Origin of the sequence: Nonomuraea sp. NPDC026600 (assembly GCF_040638335.1) — a bacterium.
GTDB lineage: Bacteria > Actinomycetota > Actinomycetes > Streptosporangiales > Streptosporangiaceae > Nonomuraea.
The window spans coordinates 306,876-324,290 of record NZ_JBEZYD010000011.1 but is presented as its reverse complement, the minus strand read 5'-3'; the positions used below and the strand labels follow the sequence as shown (position 1 = coordinate 324,290).

Here is a 17,415-nt window from a genome sequence, read left to right as displayed (position 1 = left end):
GCCTATCAGCGGCTCCTGCGCTCCAGACACGACCGCAACCTACCGGCCACAACCACTCCACGCAGCGCACTCACCCCGACCTGCAGAAGATCCCTAACTTAGCGGCATTGTATCTAGAGGTAACCTCGACGAAGCCGATTCGCATGTCTTGCCGGTGAAACATCTCTGCGAGGTCGACCGGACCGAGACTCAACCGGCGATGACGATAGAGGAACGCCCCTCCCACACCCAGAGGGGTAACATGATCCACACCCACATATTGCTGGCAGAGCGGAATATACTCATCCACTGAATCCGTCCGATAGTCCGCCACCGGGACAGAAGACGAAGAGCTCGCTGTGGAGGTCAATTTCGGCATTCCTTCCTGGAATGGAGACGCTTTTCAGGCTCGGGAGCCGGCTAGGGACAGATCTGCGACGAGGGCGGCCCACGTGAAGGACGCCAATTAGGGGGCGGCAGGGAAAGGGTGCCGGGAAGGTGACCACCGCCGGGCTGTCGACCGCGAAGGAGCCCAGCGAGTACGGGGCCAGACCCCCTCGTCTCGTGCCGTCTGATCGCAGGCTCCTGGGTCATACTTTCGGTCATCATCGCGGCGATGGTCAACAGGGCGAAGCAGATCATCCCCACACGTCTCATCACGGTTGTTGTCACGGACGTGGTTCCCCTGTCGAAACGGCCTCCCCTTACGGGAAGCGCTCTCTTCAGGCCAGCGCCCGACTTGCTGGAAGGAATCAGCCACATGACTCCTGCCGTGTCGATTCCGGGAGATCAGGCCATTCTTCTGGCGAAGCGACCCCCGGCGGTGGGGGCGGTGGCAGGTGCCACCGCAACAGCCGCAACGGCCCGATCATCGAAAACCACGCCGATACGAGGGACACGTCCGCCGGCGCCGGCGGTCGTGACGATCAGCTGCGCGGCGCGCTCGGCGTCGACAGAGCAGAACAGTTCGAGCGAGGAGGTTGACGAGTTCGCCTCTGCCAGCTGTTTTCGAACGGATGTCAGGCACGGCAAAACCCTGGCGACGTGCACCCAGCACGACATCGACATCTGGCCCGGCACCGGAACCGGCACCTGCTACCAGGCTCGCGCCTGTGTGCTCTGGACCAGTCCGGGACCCCGGGGAGGTCACCGATCAGCACGCGGACGCGAGCACCGGCAACGCCTGCTTCGACATGTCTCTAATTTGACAAAATCCTAAGCAAGAGCGCAAACTCGGAACTGATTAGACGTCTGTCGAAACAATGATCGGAGATCGTCATGTCCCGCGTCCAGCTCGCCCTCCGCGTCGCCGACCTGGAAGGCTCGATCGCCTTCTATTCCAAGCTGTTCGGCGCCGAACCGGCCAAGCGCCGCCCCGGTTATGCCAACTTCGCCATTGCCGAGCCCCCGCTGAAGCTGGTGCTCATCGAGGGCGAGGAGGGCCAGGACACCCGCATGGATCACCTGGGCGTCGAGGTCGAGGACACCGCGCAGGTCGACGCCGCGACCCAGCGGCTCAAGGACGCCGGGCTGGCCACGTTCACCGAGAACGACACCTCCTGCTGCTATGCCCTGCAGGACAAGGTCTGGGTCCATGGCCCTGGCAACGAGCCCTGGGAGGTGTACGTGGTCAAGGCCGACGCCGACACGCTCGGCAAGTCGGCCACCGCCCAGGACGCGGCAACCGCGGCGTGCGTGTGCGGTCAGGCCACGCAGCCGCGGTGAACCGGCCCGCGGGTCAGTCTCCTCGCCCGGCGAGCGCCGACGCGATGAAGCGCCGGGCCGACGCCGCCGTCGCATCCGGGTCGTCCCAGGTGTCACGCCAAACGGCCAGCGTGCTGGAGAGTCCAGGGGAGACCACCCGCGAAGAGAAGCTCTCGAACGTCATCACCCCGTCGTAGCCGATCTCGCGCAGGGCACCGAAGACGGCGGCGAAGTCGACCGTCCCGGTGCCCAGAGCGCCGCGGTGGCTCTCGCCGATGTGGACGTAACCGAGGACGCCCGCGCTGTCGGCGACCGCGCGGGCCATGTCGTCCTCCTCGATGTTCATGTGGTACGTGTCCAGGTGCACGGCGATGTTCGCGGCCCCGACCTCGGCGATGAACTGCCTCGTCTGCGCCGCGGTGTTGAGGAGATTGGACTCATACCGGTTGACCGTCTCCAGGCCGAGCGTGATCCCGTGATCGAGCGCGCGCCGGGCCACCCGCCGCAGCGCGCCGGCGGCGTTGTCCCGGCCTGCGGCGGTGGGCGGGCCGCTGTGCTTGCCGAACGCGCCATAGATGACGCCACCCAGGTAGGTGCTCCCGACGGCCGCGGCGAAGTCCAGCGCCGCCAGGAGGTAACGTTCGCCCGCCGCCGAGACGGCGCCGTCGTCGCTGGCCAGATCGGCCTCGAACGGCAGGCCGACGGAGCACGTGGCCTGCATGCCGTGCCGTTCCAGCGCCTGCCTGGTGGCGGCGGGCGAGAGCGTGTCCGGCTCGAACACCGGGATCTCGACGACATCGAACCCGCACGCGCGGGCCCTGCCGACCGTACTGTCGCAGTCCGAGGGCGACCAGCCACCGGCGAAGACGGCGGCGTGCACTCCGAGTCTGTTCATTTCATGACTCCTTGGTGATCACAGATCGGACGAACTGCGCGGCGACCCCTGCGGCATCCAGGTCCCACACGATCTCCGCATAGGGCCAGTCGTCGGCATGGTCACCGTGTGGCGGCCTGGTCACGCGGCGGTCCACGACGGTCGCGCCGCGGGTGTAGCCGCCGCGCAGTTCCACGGCGACCTTGAGCCTGCGCAGCTCGGCCAGTCGTCGTTCGGTGGCGACCACGGCGACGCCGGCGTCCCCGAGGAAGGCGCCACGCGTGGCGAAGCGGGCGGCAAGTTCCCGCAGGATCCGGCCGGCGAGCACCGCGCCCGGCCGGCCGGATCCGTCAAGGGCGGCGATGTCCGCGTCGGTCGCGGTCACGCGGGTGAAGACGTCGAGGCCGTACATCACGACGGGCAATCCGCTGCGCAGCACGATGTCGGCCGCCTCCGGGTCCCGCAGGATGTTGAACTCCGCGGCGGGAGTCTCGTTGCCTCCCGCCGCGGCCGAGCCGCCCATCACGTAGACGGCCTCCACCTGCCGGGCGGCCTCGGGGTGGGCGCGCAGCAGCAGCGCCACGTTGGTCAGCGGCCCCGTGCACACGAGCGTGGTGCGCGGGCCGGGCCGCGCGAGGACACGGCGCATGACGTCGAGCGCCGAAGGCAGCTCCCGCGGGAGGGCTGCCTCGGGGAGCGTGATGTCGCCAAGGCCCGTTGGGCCGAAGACCCACTGCGCCCCGGGGCCGCCGGAGGTCAGGGGCCGATCGCTCCCTTTGCCCACCGGGATGTCGTGGCGCTCCAGCGCGGCGAGCACCCCGGTCGTGTTGCGGGCGACCGCATCTACCTCGACGCACCCGTTCACGCAGGTCACCGCCGACAGCTCGACGTCTGGCCGGCTCGTCAGGTAGATGAGGGCGAGCGCGTCGTCCATTCCGGTATCCATGTCTGCCAGGACACGCAATTGACCATCGACCTCTTTCGTGTCTGAGAGCATCAGCGAGTGGTCCCGTCCGGGCGCCGGCCGGCGGCCGCGGGCGGTCTCAGCCGCCGGCCGGACACCATGAGCGCGACCAGCACCGCCACGTACGGCACGACGAACGCCACCTGCTCGGGCAGCGTGTCGGTCATGGCGAAGACGGTGCCCAGGGCCGCGGCGGCAAGCGCGAGAACAGCGATCCCACGGCGCCGGGTCCGCGCCGCCGCGGGATCGCCGCGCCAGGCCGGGGCCCGCAGCAGCATCAGCCCACAGGCCACGGCCGCGACGAGCAGCAACGCGTGGACGGCCGCGCTGCCTCCCCGAAGCTGCAGCGCGTCCATGTACCCGTACAGGAACGACCCCGCGAGCGCACCGGAAGGCCGCCAGTTGCCGAACACCATCGCGGCCAGGCCCATGTAGCCCCGGCCGCCGGTCTGCCCGTCGCGGTAGAGCCCCGCGCCGACCAGCACGAGGATCGCGCCGCCGAGACCGGCCAGCGCGCCGGAGGAGACGACGGCCCCGTAGCGCAGCGCGGTGACCCGCACGCCCATGCTCGCCGCCGCGGCCGGGTTCTCGCCGCAGAAGCGCAGGCGCAGCCCGTACGAGGTGCGCCACAGCAGCCACCACGACAACGGGACCAAAACGAGCGTGAGCACTACGCCCGATGACAGCCCGCCGAGCCCGAACGGCAGCGGCACTTCGGGCAGCCGGGGCGCGGGCGGCGACTGGGTGGCGCCGCCGCCCGGCATGCTGGTGAACGTGATCGAGGACAGGTACTTGGCCACTCCCGGGGCGAGAAGGTTGATGGCCACGCCGGCGACGATGTGATCCACTCCGAAGGTGACCGTCGTGACCGCGTGCAGGGCCCCGCCGAGCGCGCCGCAGGCGGCGCCGAGGACGAGGCCGGCGGCGGGCCCCCACTGCAGAGCTCCATAGGCCGCGCCCCAGGTGCCGAGGATCATCATGCCCTCGAGGCCGATGTTGACCACGCCCGCACGCTCAGCCCAGACGCCGCCGAGGGCGGCCAGGGCCACCGGCGAGGTCAGCGCGAGGGCCGCCGACAGGGTGCCGCCGGATATCAGCCCGGCGCCCTCGGGCAGGGTCAGCACCGTGACCAGCAGCCCGCCGGCCATGGCCAGGAGCGGCCAGAGCCGCCCCGGGGGAAGCAGGGAAAGGACACGCCGGCCCGCCAAGAGGGTCATGTCGCCGCCTTTCCGCGGGCGGGCCGGGCGGCGGCCGGTTCGCCCGCGGTCGGCGGCGCAGCCAGGCTGGGCGTGGCTTGCCGTTCGCGGCGGGCGCGCCAGCGGGCGCTCAGCTCGTAGGCGATGACCACCGCCAGGACGATCAGACCTTCCATGATGCGGACGACCTCGTTGCTGATGTCGAGTAGCTGGAGCACGTTGGAGGAGTTGTCGAGGAAGGAGAACAGGAGCGCGCCGAAGGCCATCCCCGCCGCGCGGTTGCGCCCGATGAGGGCGACCGCGATGCCGATGAAGCCGAGCCCGGAAGGGAAGCTGAGCGAGAAGCCGCCCGAATCGCCCAGCAGGGCGGGCATGCCGGCCAGCCCGGCCGTTGCCCCGGACAGCAGCATGGTGATCACGGTGATGCGCGCCGTCGAGGTCCCGCCGAAGCGGGCCGCGTCCGGCGAGCGCCCGATGGCGCGCAGGTCGAAGCCGAAGACCGTGCGCTCCAGCAGGACGTAGAAGGCGATTCCGGTGGCCAGCGCGAGCAGCGAGGTCCAGTAGAGGGTGGCGCCGTGCGCGACAGTGGTGAATCCGGGGTCGCGCAGGCTCGGGGGCAGGGGGGCCGTGCCGAGGTTGTTGCCGCCCCCGCCGTCGGCGCCCAGCCGCCCTGGGACGAGCAGGTAGGAGATGAGGCCGATCGCGATGAAGTTCAGCGCGATCGTGGAGATCACCTCGTTGACGCCCTTGATCGCCGCCGCGATGCCGGCCCAGATCGCCCCGGCGGCCATGGCCGTCAGGAGCACGACCGCGTTCCCGGCGATGGGCGGCAGCCTCAGCTCGGCCCCGACGGCGGCGGCGCACAGGGCCGCGATCCGGTACTGGCCTTCGACTCCGATGTTGAACAGGTTGAGCCGGAAGGTGAAGGCGACGGCGACTGCCGAGATGTAGTAGGCGGCGGCTGAGTTCAGGATGATGGCGGCGCTCGAACCGCTCAGGGCGTTCGTCACCATGGCCTCGGCCGCGTCGAGTGGGGAGGCGCCGGTCGCCGCGAGGATGAGGCAGGCCGCGCCGGCGGCGAGGACGAGCGCCGCTGCCGGCGCCAGGAGGCCGGCGGCCACGCCGCGCAGCGAGGTCAGGAGGCCGGCGGCCAGGCCGCGCGGGTTGGCGGGCAGGCTCATCGCGCGACCTGTCCGGCTCCGGACATGGCCATGCCGAGCTGCTCGGCGCTGGTCCGCCGGGGATCGACCTGCGCGACGAGTCGGCCGCGCAGCATCACCAGCAGCTGGTCCGACCTGCTCAGCAGCTCGTCGAGGTCGGCCGAGACGAGCAGCACGCCCGCCCCTGCCGCGACCGCGTCCTCGATCCGCCGCCAGATCTGCTGCTGGGCCGCGATGTCGACGCCCCGCGTCGGATGCGCGGCGAGCAGCACCTTCGGCTCGCCGGCGAGCTCGCGTCCGATGACGAACTTCTGCTGGTTACCGCCGGACAGCGACGCGGCGGCGACCCCGGCGTCGCGTACCCGGACGTCGTAGTCGCGCATCAGGCGCTCGGTGTCGCGGCGGGCGGCCCTGCGGGTGAGCCACCCGCGCCTGCTGTTCGGCGGCGCCGACTGGCGGCCGAGCATCCGGTTCTCCCACAACGGAGCCTCCAGGAGCAGGGCCTGGCGGTGCCGGTCCTCGGGGACGACCGCGACGCCGGCCGCTCGCCGCCACCTGAGGTCGGTGTTCGTGATGTCCCGGCCGAACAGCGTCAGCCTGCCGCGGTCGGGGCGGCGTACTCCGGCGGCGCATTCGATCAGCTCGGTCTGCCCGTTCCCCTCGACCCCGGCGATACCCACGACCTCGCCCTCTCGCACGTCGAGCGAGAGGGAGTCGAGGGCCTGCCTGCCGTCGGTCAGGCGCAGGGACACCTCCTCGAAGCGGAGCGCGACCCGCCCGGCCGGGCGCGCGGGCCGTTCGGTCCTTACCAGCTCGGCACCGATCATGAGGTGGGCCAGCTCGCGAGAGGAGACCTCGTCGGCGGGAAGCGAGTCGGCCACCGTGACCCCGCGCCGGATGACGGTCACGTCGTCGGCCACCGCAAGCACCTCGTCCAGCTTGTGCGAGATGAACAGGATCGACAGCCCGCGTGTCCTGAGCCGGTCGAGGCTCGCGAACAACCGCTCGACCTCCTGAGGCACCAGGACGGCGGTCGGCTCGTCGAGGATGAGGATCCGCGCGCCCCGGTAGAGCGACTTGACGATCTCGACCCGCTGGCGGTCGGCCACGCTCAGGCCGCCGGTCTCAGCGTGCGGGTGCACCGTCACGCCGAGGTTCGCGCAGACCTCCTCGATCCTGCGTGCCGCGGCCGGAAGGTCGAGCACGCCCGCCCGGCCCGGTTCGGCGCCAAGGACGACGTTCTCCAGTACGGACAGGTTGTCGGCCAGCATGAAGTGCTGGTGGACCATGCCGAGGCCGGCGGCGATCGCCTCGCGCGGGGAGGTGAAGCGGACCGGCTCGCCGTCCAGGTGGATCTCGCCGGCGTCCGGCCGGTGCATCCCGTAGAGGAGCTTCATCAGCGTGGACTTGCCCGCGCCGTTCTCGCCCACGACCGCGTGTACGGTGCCGGCTCGCAGCGTGAGGCTGACGTCCTCGTTCGCGACGACGCCGGGGAAGCGCTTGCGCAGGTGCCGGACCCGCAGGGCCGGTGGCGCGCCGGGCGGCGCCGAGGTGCTCATGCTCCTGCCTTCGGGGTGGTGGGCACGGTGATCTCCTTGTCCGCGATGCCGCGGCGCAGTTCCTCCAGGCGGGGGCCGATGTCGTCGACGAATCCGCCGGAGGTGGCGTAGGCGACGCCGTCGCGCTTGAGGTCGTAGCTGTGCTCGCCGGCTTTGAACGCCTTGCGCCCCGCGTCACGGATGAACGCGAAGACGGCCGTGTCCACGCGCTTGATCATCGAGGTGAGGATGACGTCCTTGACCGCGCTCAGAGCCGGTTGGAGGTACTGGTCGGAGTCGACGCCGATGGCCCGTTCGCCGAGGTCGTGCGCGGCCTGGAAGACGCCGATGCTGGATGCTCCGGCGGCGACGAAGACGATGTCCGCGCCGCGCTGGTACAGGCCCTTGGCCGCGACCTGGCCCTTGTCGGGCGAGCTGAAGCCGGAGAAGTCCGGCGCCTGGCTCAGATACTGGACCAGTATCTTCTTCTTCGGGTCGATCCGTGCCACGCCGGCCTCGTAGCCGGCCAGGAACTTCTGGATGAGAGGGGTATTGGTGCCGCCGATGAAGCCGACCGAGTCGCTCCTGCTTTTCAGCGCGGCGGCGGCACCGACGAGGTAGGAGCCTTCGTGCTCGGCGAAGACCAGGTCGGCGATGTTGGCGCCGGTGGCCTCGGAGCTGTCGATGAGGGCGAAGCGGGTTCCGGGGAACTCCGCGGCCACCTTCTGCAGCGGCTTGGCGTAGGCGAAGCCAACCGCGATGACCGGGTCGAAGTCCTGCTGGGCCAGCAGCCGCAGCCGCTGCTCCTTGGCCTGGTCGGACTCACCCGCGGTGGCCTCCAGCTCCTGCGCCTTGGCGATCTGGAGCTCCTTGGCCGCCCTGTCCAGGCCCTTGGCGGCGGCGTCGTTGAACGACTGGTCGCCACGCCCGCCGATGTCGTACGCGAGCCCCACCCGCAGCCCCTCGCGGGCCACCGGGGCCGATCGCGCGCCACACCCGGTGACCATCGCGGCCACCGCGAGCAGCGGAAGAAGCCGTGTCAATGCATGACGCATGTGCGCCTCCTGATCTGACGAGACAGGTGAGCCGGGCAGGGCACATCGCGCGCTCGCGCAGCGAAGGCCGCCGTCGCCCGGCCGGGAAGCGTCTGCTGAGCGGTGGTAGAACCGCAGCTCAGCAGGGCTGAACCATTTGGTTCACCATAGCGAGCAGCTCCCCGGAACGGAAGATGTGAAATCGAAAAAGGGAAGAAAGCCGACATCAGGCGGGCCATCCTGCACCGGACGCGCCGATATCGAGATGCCCTTGGGGGCGCTGTCTTCCGGTAATCTGACGTTAGTTGACATTTTTTGACAGGGTAAATGTGACTGGACGTTGCCGCCATCGCGTATTCTGACGTTTATTGACGTTCCTTGACGGCGATGGGATGTGAACAGTGTGGTCGGCATAGCGCTACCTGGACGTGAGCAGTTGCCCTCCGGCCCGGCACGAGACCTGGTCGAGGCTCTGCACGGGCTCTACCAAGGTGCTGGAATGCCAGGAGTGCGGCGGATCGCCGGCGCGGTCATGGACGGCGACTTCCTCGACACGATCAGCCATGAAAAGGTCGCCGCGATGCTGCGCGGGAGCGGGTTGTCGCGATGGTCAAAGCTGGAGCCGGTAGTGCGCGTGCTCGCGGCGTGGAACAACCCCCCGCTCGACCCGGACCGGCAGACGGCCGTGTTTCAGGCGCTCTGGCGTGCCGCCGCGGCGAAAGGGAGGGAGGTCAACGCGGAACTCGCCGGTGAGGTCACCGTGGAAGAGCAAGAACACGGGCGTCACCAGGCCGCACTCCCCCAGAGCCAGGAAGACGACAGCGGCGACGTGGCAGGTGGTGATGCCCCTTCGGACAAGAACGACCGACGCAAGCTGGAGCTGTTGAACTCGGTCGTCAACTACATGCTGGAGCAAGGGTCCGCGGCGGCGACGTTGCGTGATCTCTCACGGGCGGCGGGGTCGAACAACCGCATGCTGCTGTACTACTTCGGCTCCAAGGAGGACTTGGTCCGTGAAGCCCTCGACGTAGCATTGCTGCGGTATCCGCTGTTGAAGGATGCCGATCGCCATATCGCGCGCTTGGACATCCCGCTGAAGGCGCGGCTGGATGAGACCTGGCGCGCCCTCTGCCGCGAGGAGAATCTGCCCTACCTGCGGCTGCTCTTCGAGTCCGTGGGGCTGGCCGTACACCAGCCTCAGCGGATACCGGGGTTGCTGCGGCACTTCGGCCACGATTGGGTGGACACCGCGACCGATGCCCTGATCAAGGACGGTCTGCCGGACGGCCCGGCCAGACGGCTGGCCAAAGAGATCGTGGCCCTGTGGCGTGGGCTGCAACTGGATCTGCTCACCACCGGGGACATGGAAGAGGTGACCGCCGTGCACGACATCGCGGCAGAGGCGATCGCCAACCGGGCCGAGCCCTTGCGCACACGTACATAGGCAGCCGCCAGGGTCATTTTCCGATCAGAGCGCCGGACAAGACACGTTGAACACCGTCGACGATGACGTCACGTACGTCGGACGGCCGCGCGGAGTAGGCCAAGGCGGACCAGACATCCCGGCAGCCCTCGAAATGCGGCCGTGACAGGTCCACCACCTGAAGAGTGGCGCGCTTGCCGACCTCGAGCGTGCCGATCTCCTCGGCCAGGCCCAGGGCTCGGGCGCCGTGAACGGTGGCCATGTCGATGGCCTGCTCCGCCGTGATCAAAGCGGGGTCGCCGGAGACTCCCTTGTGGAGGGTGGCGGCAAGTTTGACCGCCGACCACACGTCCAGCCCGTTGCTGCTCACCGCGCTGTCGGTGCCAAGAGCCACGGTGACGCCGGCCTCGAGGAGCTTGCCCACGGGAGCGACCCCGCAGGCGAGTTTGAGATTCGACCACGGGCAGTGCGCGACCGAAGTGCGCGTAGCCGCCAGCGTCTCGATGTCGCGGCCATGGAGTTCGACGGCATGCGCGATCACGGTCTTGGGCCCCAGAAGGCCCGTTTGATCCAGGACCTGGACGGGGGTGGCGCCGTGCAGCCGGCGGACGTCCGCCACTTCCCGCTCGCTCTCGCCGGCGTGGACGTGAACCCGGCAGCCATGGCGTCGTGCGAGCCCGGCCACCTGTTCCAGCTGTTTCCTGGTCAAGGCATACGTGCTGTGCGGCATCAGCGCCGGCGCCGCAGGGTCTCCAACCGGGAAGCCGGCCAGTCGCTCCTCCGCGTCCCGGAGCGTCTCGGTGAAGGACCGCGGATCCGGATTGGCGAAGTTGGCGAAGGTGGGCCCGCTGACGACATGAAGCCCGTAATCCGCCGCCGCGGCGACCGTCGCATCGCTGAACCAGTACATGTCCAGGGCCGCGGTGGTCCCCGCCAGCATGGACTCGGCCGCCGCTGACGCCGCGCCCCGGCCGACGGTGTCCGGCGTCAGGACGTTCGCCTCTTCGGTGGTGAGCCGGGATACGAACTCCTCCAGCGCCACATCATCGGCCATCCCCCGAAACAGCGTCATCGCCAGATGGGTGTGGGCGTTGATCATCCCGGGAAGCACCGCGCAGCCGGTCGCATCGATCTCGTGGGCGCTCTGGTAGCGGAGGAACTCACGGTCATCCTCGATGGCGGTGATCCGTCCATCCTTGATCCCCAGGAAACCGTCGGGGAAGGCGGCGCGGGCCGCGTTCATGGTCAGGATGTGTCCATGCCGGATGACCAGGTCGAACTCAGGTCCGTGTTCGTTCGGCATTGCTGTCCTCTCGGGGTTGAGGGTTCCGCTCATGAGAGCCACTATATTGAACCAAATGGTTCACCCTGCTGCGCATCCTGCCTTACAGTGGCGGCATGAACGATCACTTTGAAGCGCCTGTCGAGGCCTATGAACCCCCCTACTACGTGGCTGTCTTCACCACGGCGCGAACCCCGGACCAGAGCGGCTACAGCGAGACCGCCGCACGCATGGAAGACCTGGTGAAGGACGTCCCTGGGTTCCTGGGGATGGACCAGGCGCACACTCCTGGTGGGCTGTCCATCACCGTCGGGTACTTCCGCGACGCCGACGCCCTCACGGAGTGGCGGTCCAACGCCGAGCACCGCGCGGCGCAGAAGCGCGGGCAAGCCGAGTGGTACCAGAGCTACACGCTGCATGTGGCGAAAGTGGAGCGGAGCCACGGGTTCACGCGAGCACAGGCCCCGCAGAGCCCGGCAGCAGGCTGACCAAGGCCTCGACAGCGCCCTTCAGCCGTTGGCCGGCAGCGGTGATCAGTGACGCCGGTCAGCCGGTGCCGCCGGGAGAGATCAGGCCGGTCTCGTAGGCGACCACCACGGCTTGGACACGGTCGCGCAGGTCGAGCTTGGACAGGATGCTCGCGACGTGGGTCTTCACCGTGGCCACGCTGAGGGTCAGCCGGTCGGCGAGTTCGGCGTTGCTCAGGCCGGTGGCCAGCAGGCGCAGCACCTCCAGTTCCCGGGGCGTCAGCTGGTGCAGATCGCGGTGGAGGGTGGGCTTCGCGTCGTCGCGGCGGGCGAAACGCTCGACCAGGCGGCGGGTGATGGTGGGCGCGAGCAGGGCGTCGCCGGAGCGCACCAGACGTACCGCGGCCACCAGGTGCTCGGGTGAGACGTCCTTGAGCAGGAACCCGCTCGCCCCCGCGGCGAGCGCGGCGTACACGTAGTGGTCGAGGTCGTAGGTGGTCAGGATCAGCACGCGGGTGTCCTCGGCACCGCCCGCGAGGATCCGCCGGGTGGCTTCGAGGCCGTCCATCTGCGGCATCCGGATGTCCATGAGCACGACGTCGGGCCTGGTACGGCGGACCGCGGCGACGGCTTCGCCCCCGTTGGCGGCCTCGGCCGCCACCTCGATGCCGTGGGCGGCGAGAATCATGCGAAATCCCATGCGTACCAGTGCCTGGTCGTCGGCGATGACGGCGCGCAACCGCTCGGTCATGCGGTCCTCCAGGAGACGCGGGCCTTGATCCGGAATCCGCCCCCGGGCGTCCGTCCGGCGTCCAGGGTCCCGCCATAGACAGCGAGCCGCTCGCGCAACCCGATCAGCCCCCTGCCGTCGCCGGTCCGCGGCCCGGCGCTCCGTGTCCCGCCGGTGTCGCTCACCTCGATCTCCAGCCAGTCGCCGTCATGGCCGATCGTCACGGACGCGGCGGCCCCGGGCGCGTGCTTGATCGTGTTGGTGAGGGCTTCCTGCACGACGCGGTAGGCGGCGAGGTCGATCCCGGGAGGTAACGGCCCGGGCGGCGACACCGCGGCGCGCACCGGCACTCCGGCGGCGCGGACTCGTTCCACCAGGCCGTCGAGCTGTTCGAGCCCGGGTTGGGGTTCGAGCCCGTCAGCTGGCCCGTCGAGGCGTTCACCGCCCGGGCCGGCGAGCAGGCCCATGACATGGCGCAGCTCGGCCATGGCGGCCCGGCCGCCGGACTCGATCGCGAGCAGAGCCTGCTTCGACTGTTCCGGCTCCATGTCCATCACGCTGCGGGCCGCGCCGGCCTGGATCACCATCACATTGACATTGTGGGTCACCACATCGTGGAGCTCGGCGGCGATCCGGGACCGCTCCTCCGCCACAGCCCTGCGCATGGCGTCCGCCTGCGCCTGCTGCACCTCGGCGAGCCGGTGCCGGCTGGCTCCCAGCTGCCGCCGCCAGAAGCGAACGAAGCTCCCGAAGACACCGACGCTCAGCAGGACGACGAACGGCCCCATCCAATTCGGCAGCGCGGGCGCGACGTCCCGGAAGGCGCCACCTGCGAGCCCGGCCGCGAGCACGAGGCCACCCATCGCCAGAATTCGGTGACGGCTGCGGGCGGCGACACCGTACGCGGCGACAGCGCAGGTCAGCACGGTGATCCACGTGGCACCCGCGTGGGTGACCAGCGCCGCGGCCACCACCACCCAGAAGGTGATGAGCGGGTACCGGCGCCGCGCCGCCAGCGGTAACGCCGTCAGCGCCACCAGGAACACGGGCGGGTCGTAGGGCAGAGGCTGGGCAGGCTCGTCGCCGGTCGGGATATCAGGCATTGCCGGCATATCAGGAGCCGGCGGTGGGAGCGAGGGGGTAGGTCGGAGCCGCAAGTACTCGATCACTTCGGGCTGATTCGTGACAGGGCCGATCACTGGATGTCGCACCGCCAGGGTCACCGCGATGACCGTCAGGACGATCGCGACCAGCACGTCGACGGCGAGTGCCCTGCGAGACGGCCTTGGGGGTCCGTCACTGCTCAGCCCCGGCGTGTCCCGGACGCTGGGCTGGTGCGGGTGGTCCTCGTCCAGCCGGCTGTCCAGGTCGAGCACATGTCGCCACCATGGTGGTCGTTCACCGGTTTCCACCGGCACATTGTCACGCCTGCCTGTCCGTCCCGCATCGGCCGTTGTGACGGGGTTCACGGTCTTGGGGAGTAGATCGCAGGGATGACCTGGCGGCCCGTCGCTCTCAGGAGGTACGCGATCTCGGTATGACGGCCGAGGCGCGTCGGCATGGGCAGTGCCTAGTTTTGTTCCCGCCATCCCGCCGCTCTGAAGCCGCGGTTCCGGCCTGGGCCTCGACGAAAGCATCGAGGCGCTGTTCATGACTCCCTTTCGGACCACCGCTCAGGAGGACATAACGTGACCGCTGTCCTGGAAGCCCAGGCACTGGGCAGGAAGTACGGCAAGCGCTGGGCGCTGCGCGAGTGCACCATCGACATCCCGGCGGGCCACGTCGTGGGGTTGGTGGGCCCCAACGGAGCCGGCAAGACGACGCTGCTGAAGCTGGCCGGCGGCCGGCTCGAACCGACCACGGGCGGCATCATCGTGCTCGGCGGCCGACCCGGGGACACGCCCGCGCAGCTGGCCAAGGTCGGGTTCGTCGCCCAGGACACCCCCGTCTACGCGGGACTGACCGTCGCCGAACACCTGCGGCTGGGAGCCCGGCTCAACCCACGCTGGGACGCCGCCATGGCACGGGAGCGCATCACGCAGCTCGGCCTCGTCCCCACCCAACGGGCGGGGAAGCTGTCGGGCGGCCAGCGTGCCCAGCTCGCCCTCACCCTCGGCCTGGCCAAGCGGCCCGAGCTGCTGATCCTGGACGAGCCGGTCGCCTCGCTCGACCCGCTGGCCCGCCGCGAGTTCCTACAGGGCCTGATGGAGGCGGTCGTCGAGCACAAGCTGAGCGTGGTGCTCTCCTCCCACCTGGTCGCCGACCTGGAACGGATCTGTGACTACGTGATCGTGCTCGCCGACTCCCGCGTCCAACTGGCCGGGGAGGTCGACCAGTTACTGGCCGCCCATCACCGGCTCACCGGCCCACGCCGCGACCCCGACCGGCTCCCCGCCGACCAGCACGTCATCTCCGCCGGCCACACCGACCGGCAGAGCACGTACGTGGTCCGTACCGACGCCCCGATCCACGACCCCGCCTGGACGGTCACCCAGCTCAGCCTGGAGGACCTCGTCCTGGCCTACATGGACAAGCGCACCGCCGACAACCGGCGAGCCGTCCCGGAGGTGCGGCGATGATCTGGCTGGCCTGGCGCCAGTTTCGCGGCTCGGCCACGATGATGGCTGCCGTACTCGTGGTCGTCGTCGCCGCCCTGGCCCTGACCGGCCCGAATCTGGCCGCCGGCTACGCTGCCGGGATTGCCGACTGCACCCCGGACGACACCTGCCTCGACTTCTTCGACCGGTTCTTCGGCGAGTACGACATCCTCTTCCTGGCCCTCACCCTCGTCGTGCTGATCCTGCCGGCGCTGGTCGGGCTTTTCTGGGGAGCGCCGTTGATCGCCCGTGAGCTGGAGGCGGGCACGCATCTGCTGGTGTGGAACCAGAGCGTCACCCGCGGCCGCTGGCTGGCGGTCAAGCTCGGGCTCACCGGCCTGGCGGCCGTGGCCGCCGCCGGCGTGTGCGGCCTCGCGGTGACCTGGTGGTCCGCCCCCCTCGACAAGTCGGCCGTGCCGGAAATGGCGCAGATGGCTCCCGTGGTGTTCGGCGCGCGCGGTATCGCCCCGATGGGGTACGCCGTCTTCGCCTTCGTCCTCGGGGTGACCATGGGCATGCTCGTGCGCCGCACGCTGCCCGCCATGGCTCTCACCCTGGTCCTCTTCGCCGCAGTTCAGATCGCCATGCCGCTGCTCGTCCGTCCCCACCTGATGCCCCCGGTCGCCGGGACCTTCGAGCTCGGCGGGGAGAACATGGACGGCCTCGACGCGCCGAGCGGCGGATCCCTGCAAATCTTCCTGAGGACGTCGGCCGTTCCCGGCCACGCGGGCGCCTGGGTCCTGTCCAGCAAGCTGGTCGATCCGTCCGGACGTACGATCTCCAGCGGAGACGGAAGCTCGGGACCGTCATCGACGATCGTGCGGGCCGTCCCGGTCTCCACGACGTCGGGACCCTGCTCACCGCTGGGGCTACCCGCGGGAGGATGCACGGCCGAGATCAACCGGCTGGGCTACCGGCAGCAGGCGACCTACCAGCCCCTCGACCGCTTCTGGCCCTTCCAGTGGATCGAGACCGGGATCTACGCCCTGCTCACCCTCGGCCTCACGTGGTTCTCCTTCTGGTGGATCCGGAAGCGTCTGTCATGACCGTCGTCAGAACCGCGGCCGCCGGACTCGCGCTCCTGCTGGCCGCGGCCTGCACCGCGCCGACGCCACCGCGCGCCCAGGCAGGCACACCAGCCGGTACGGTCTGCGCGCCACCCTCGGGAGTCCCCGAGGCGGAGACGGCCACCACGATCGACGTCATCGAGCAGGCGTACTTCTGCATCCTCGGCACCTACTACAGCGGCGCCACGCTGGACGCCCGCTCGCTGCTGACCGCCGGATTCGTCGCCCTGACCCAGGAGCTCAACCGCAACGGGCGCGACGTACCCGAGGCGACCATGCCCGCGCTGACCAGCGACCGCAAAGCCGACTGGGCGGCTTTCGAGAACGCCTACCGGAAGACCACCGACCAGGTTCCCGGCCTGCGCGACAAGCTGGCCGTCGTCACCCTCGAAGCCATCGTGGCCGCCCTCGGCGACAATCACGCCCGCTGGGCGCACCAACCCGAGCGACCGCTCGACTACTACGACGGTGACGGCTACGACCTGGGGCTCGAGGCGAACGTCAGTGCCTCGCAGGTGAACGACAACCCCGGCGTCGCCCTCCCGCCGCTGTTCGTCACCGGCGTGCTGGGTGGCGCCGCGCAGGCGGCCGGGCTGCGCCCGGGTGACATCATCGAATCGATCAACGGATCGGCGCCCTTCATCGACGGCAAGTCCGGCCCCGCGATCGCCGCCCTCTACCCCGAGTACCCGGACGCGCGCCCGGTCCGGCTGCGGCTGCTGCGGCAGGCCACCGGCCGCCGCTGGAGCGTGACGCTCAAGCCCGGCCTCTACCAGCGGGATCTGGCCGCTCTGCAGGTGGTGCGGTCGAAGCTGCTGGAGGACGACATCGCCTACGTACGGCTGGCCGGGTTCGCTCCCGACTCCGCGAACCGGGTTCTCAAGGCGATCTCCAGGCTGCGCACCGGCCGGACCCTTACCGGCGTCGTGCTGGACCTGCGCGGCAACGGCGGCGGCAGCCCCGTGGAGGCGACCCGGCTGGTGAGCGCGTTCGGCCACGGCAAGGTCACCGCCTACCAGTGCACCGTGGACGCCAAGTGCCAAGCCATGTCGACCGACGACACCGTCGAGCTGCTCCACCTGCCGCTGGTGGTGCTCACCGACCGTAGTTGCGCCTCAGCCTGCGAACACTTCAGCTCCGCCATCAAGGACCTGCGCCTCGGCCGGCTGGTCGGCACCAGAACCGCCGGCGTCATCTCCGGCCCGGCGCAGACGTACCTGCTCGCCAACAACACCCTGCTGAGCCTCCCCGCCAGACACCACCTCGGGCCCAACCGCGAGGTGATCGACCGCATCGGCGTGCCACCCGACCACTACGTACCCCTGACCCCGAAGGACGCGGCCGCCGGACGCGACCCCGCCCTGGCCAAGGCCCTGACCTTGCTGCACGCGTGAAGGGAC

Annotated in this window: 16 protein-coding genes; 6 read left to right on the top strand and 10 right to left on the bottom strand. The window is 69.8% G+C overall.

Annotated elements, in window-relative coordinates; genetic code table 11:
• Positions 1-768: 768 nt before the first annotated feature.
• On the bottom strand, positions 769-1,071 hold the full coding sequence (locus AB0F17_RS26920; protein ID WP_358027864.1) for a hypothetical protein: 303 nt from the start codon (positions 1,069-1,071) through the stop codon (positions 769-771).
• 186 nt (positions 1,072-1,257) lie between these two features.
• Here AB0F17_RS26920 and AB0F17_RS26915 point away from each other — a divergent pair, with 186 nt between their 5' ends.
• Positions 1,258-1,704, top strand: coding sequence for an ArsI/CadI family heavy metal resistance metalloenzyme (locus tag AB0F17_RS26915; protein ID WP_358027861.1), 447 nt, complete (start codon positions 1,258-1,260; stop codon positions 1,702-1,704).
• 13 nt (positions 1,705-1,717) lie between these two features.
• Here the strand turns inward: AB0F17_RS26915 and AB0F17_RS26910 are convergent, their stop codons facing one another.
• From AB0F17_RS26910 to AB0F17_RS26885, 6 genes are read right to left on the bottom strand one after another with little or no spacing between them, the layout of a single operon-like run.
• Positions 1,718-2,578, bottom strand: a complete 861-nt coding sequence (locus AB0F17_RS26910) for a sugar phosphate isomerase/epimerase family protein (protein ID WP_358027858.1) — start codon at positions 2,576-2,578, stop codon at positions 1,718-1,720.
• 1 nt (position 2,579) lies between these two features.
• Complete coding sequence (locus tag AB0F17_RS26905) at positions 2,580-3,503, bottom strand: nucleoside hydrolase (RefSeq protein WP_358027855.1); 924 nt, start codon at positions 3,501-3,503, stop codon at positions 2,580-2,582.
• A gap of 50 nt (positions 3,504-3,553) precedes the next feature.
• Complete coding sequence (locus AB0F17_RS26900; RefSeq protein WP_358027853.1) at positions 3,554-4,738, bottom strand: ABC transporter permease; 1,185 nt, start codon at positions 4,736-4,738, stop codon at positions 3,554-3,556.
• Entirely contained in the window at positions 4,735-5,898 is a 1,164-nt protein-coding gene (locus AB0F17_RS26895; protein ID WP_358027850.1) for an ABC transporter permease, read from the bottom strand. The genes AB0F17_RS26900 and AB0F17_RS26895 overlap by 4 nt, the downstream gene beginning before the upstream one ends.
• Positions 5,895-7,436, bottom strand: a complete 1,542-nt coding sequence (locus AB0F17_RS26890; RefSeq protein WP_358027848.1) for an ABC transporter ATP-binding protein — start codon at positions 7,434-7,436, stop codon at positions 5,895-5,897. The genes AB0F17_RS26895 and AB0F17_RS26890 overlap by 4 nt, the downstream gene beginning before the upstream one ends.
• Positions 7,433-8,470 (bottom strand): BMP family ABC transporter substrate-binding protein, encoded by a 1,038-nt coding sequence (locus tag AB0F17_RS26885; protein WP_358027845.1) that lies wholly within the window; start codon positions 8,468-8,470, stop codon positions 7,433-7,435. The genes AB0F17_RS26890 and AB0F17_RS26885 overlap by 4 nt, the downstream gene beginning before the upstream one ends.
• 487 nt (positions 8,471-8,957) lie before the next feature.
• On the opposite strand from AB0F17_RS26885, the gene AB0F17_RS26880 reads away from it, so the two are divergent.
• Positions 8,958-9,893 (top strand): TetR/AcrR family transcriptional regulator, encoded by a 936-nt coding sequence (locus AB0F17_RS26880; RefSeq protein ID WP_358027842.1) that lies wholly within the window; start codon positions 8,958-8,960, stop codon positions 9,891-9,893.
• A gap of 13 nt (positions 9,894-9,906) precedes the next feature.
• Here the strand turns inward: AB0F17_RS26880 and AB0F17_RS26875 are convergent, their stop codons facing one another.
• Positions 9,907-11,208, bottom strand: a complete 1,302-nt coding sequence (locus tag AB0F17_RS26875; protein WP_358027840.1) for an amidohydrolase — start codon at positions 11,206-11,208, stop codon at positions 9,907-9,909.
• A 62-nt stretch (positions 11,209-11,270) separates the two neighbouring features.
• Here AB0F17_RS26875 and AB0F17_RS26870 point away from each other — a divergent pair, with 62 nt between their 5' ends.
• A complete protein-coding gene (locus tag AB0F17_RS26870; RefSeq protein WP_358027837.1) occupies positions 11,271-11,642 on the top strand; it encodes an antibiotic biosynthesis monooxygenase in 372 nt (123 codons plus the stop codon).
• Positions 11,643-11,700: 58 nt separating this feature from the next.
• On the opposite strand, the gene AB0F17_RS26865 is transcribed toward AB0F17_RS26870, so the two are convergent.
• Positions 11,701-12,372, bottom strand: a complete 672-nt coding sequence (locus AB0F17_RS26865) for a response regulator transcription factor (protein ID WP_358027834.1) — start codon at positions 12,370-12,372, stop codon at positions 11,701-11,703.
• The gene (locus tag AB0F17_RS26860) at positions 12,369-13,727 is read right to left on the bottom strand and encodes a histidine kinase (protein WP_358027832.1); all 1,359 of its coding nucleotides are present in this window, start codon (positions 13,725-13,727) and stop codon (positions 12,369-12,371) included. Before AB0F17_RS26860 ends, AB0F17_RS26865 begins: the two co-directional genes overlap by 4 nt.
• A gap of 312 nt (positions 13,728-14,039) precedes the next feature.
• Between AB0F17_RS26860 and AB0F17_RS26855 the strand changes: the two genes are divergently transcribed.
• The 3 genes from AB0F17_RS26855 to AB0F17_RS26845 are packed head-to-tail and all read left to right on the top strand — an operon-like array spanning position 14,040 to position 17,409.
• Positions 14,040-14,930 carry an ABC transporter ATP-binding protein gene (locus AB0F17_RS26855; protein ID WP_358027830.1) on the top strand — a complete coding sequence of 297 codons (891 nt, stop codon included), beginning with the start codon at positions 14,040-14,042 and terminating at the stop codon, positions 14,928-14,930.
• On the top strand, positions 14,927-15,994 hold the full coding sequence (locus AB0F17_RS26850) for an ABC transporter permease (RefSeq protein ID WP_358027827.1): 1,068 nt from the start codon (positions 14,927-14,929) through the stop codon (positions 15,992-15,994). The genes AB0F17_RS26855 and AB0F17_RS26850 overlap by 4 nt, the downstream gene beginning before the upstream one ends.
• Positions 15,991-17,409 (top strand): S41 family peptidase, encoded by a 1,419-nt coding sequence (locus tag AB0F17_RS26845; protein WP_358027824.1) that lies wholly within the window; start codon positions 15,991-15,993, stop codon positions 17,407-17,409. The genes AB0F17_RS26850 and AB0F17_RS26845 overlap by 4 nt, the downstream gene beginning before the upstream one ends.
• The last annotated feature ends 6 nt before the right edge of the window (positions 17,410-17,415 follow it).

What these genes read in the sequence shown, in the direction of transcription:
- AB0F17_RS26915 (WP_358027861.1), top strand. Translation starts at nt 1,258, where the DNA reads ATGTCCCGCGTCCAGCTCGCCCTCCGCGTCGCCGACCTGGAAGGCTCG.
- AB0F17_RS26910 (WP_358027858.1), bottom strand. Translation starts at nt 2,578, where the DNA reads ATGAACAGACTCGGAGTGCACGCCGCCGTCTTCGCCGGTGGCTGGTCG.
- AB0F17_RS26905 (WP_358027855.1), bottom strand. Translation starts at nt 3,503, where the DNA reads ATGGATACCGGAATGGACGACGCGCTCGCCCTCATCTACCTGACGAGC.
- AB0F17_RS26900 (WP_358027853.1), bottom strand. Translation starts at nt 4,738, where the DNA reads ATGACCCTCTTGGCGGGCCGGCGTGTCCTTTCCCTGCTTCCCCCGGGG.
- AB0F17_RS26895 (WP_358027850.1), bottom strand. Translation starts at nt 5,898, where the DNA reads ATGAGCCTGCCCGCCAACCCGCGCGGCCTGGCCGCCGGCCTCCTGACC.
- AB0F17_RS26890 (WP_358027848.1), bottom strand. Translation starts at nt 7,436, where the DNA reads ATGAGCACCTCGGCGCCGCCCGGCGCGCCACCGGCCCTGCGGGTCCGG.
- AB0F17_RS26885 (WP_358027845.1), bottom strand. Translation starts at nt 8,470, where the DNA reads ATGCGTCATGCATTGACACGGCTTCTTCCGCTGCTCGCGGTGGCCGCG.
- AB0F17_RS26875 (WP_358027840.1), bottom strand. Translation starts at nt 11,208, where the DNA reads ATGAGCGGAACCCTCAACCCCGAGAGGACAGCAATGCCGAACGAACAC.
- AB0F17_RS26870 (WP_358027837.1), top strand. Translation starts at nt 11,271, where the DNA reads ATGAACGATCACTTTGAAGCGCCTGTCGAGGCCTATGAACCCCCCTAC.
- AB0F17_RS26865 (WP_358027834.1), bottom strand. Translation starts at nt 12,372, where the DNA reads ATGACCGAGCGGTTGCGCGCCGTCATCGCCGACGACCAGGCACTGGTA.
- AB0F17_RS26850 (WP_358027827.1), top strand. Translation starts at nt 14,927, where the DNA reads ATGATCTGGCTGGCCTGGCGCCAGTTTCGCGGCTCGGCCACGATGATG.
- AB0F17_RS26845 (WP_358027824.1), top strand. Translation starts at nt 15,991, where the DNA reads ATGACCGTCGTCAGAACCGCGGCCGCCGGACTCGCGCTCCTGCTGGCC.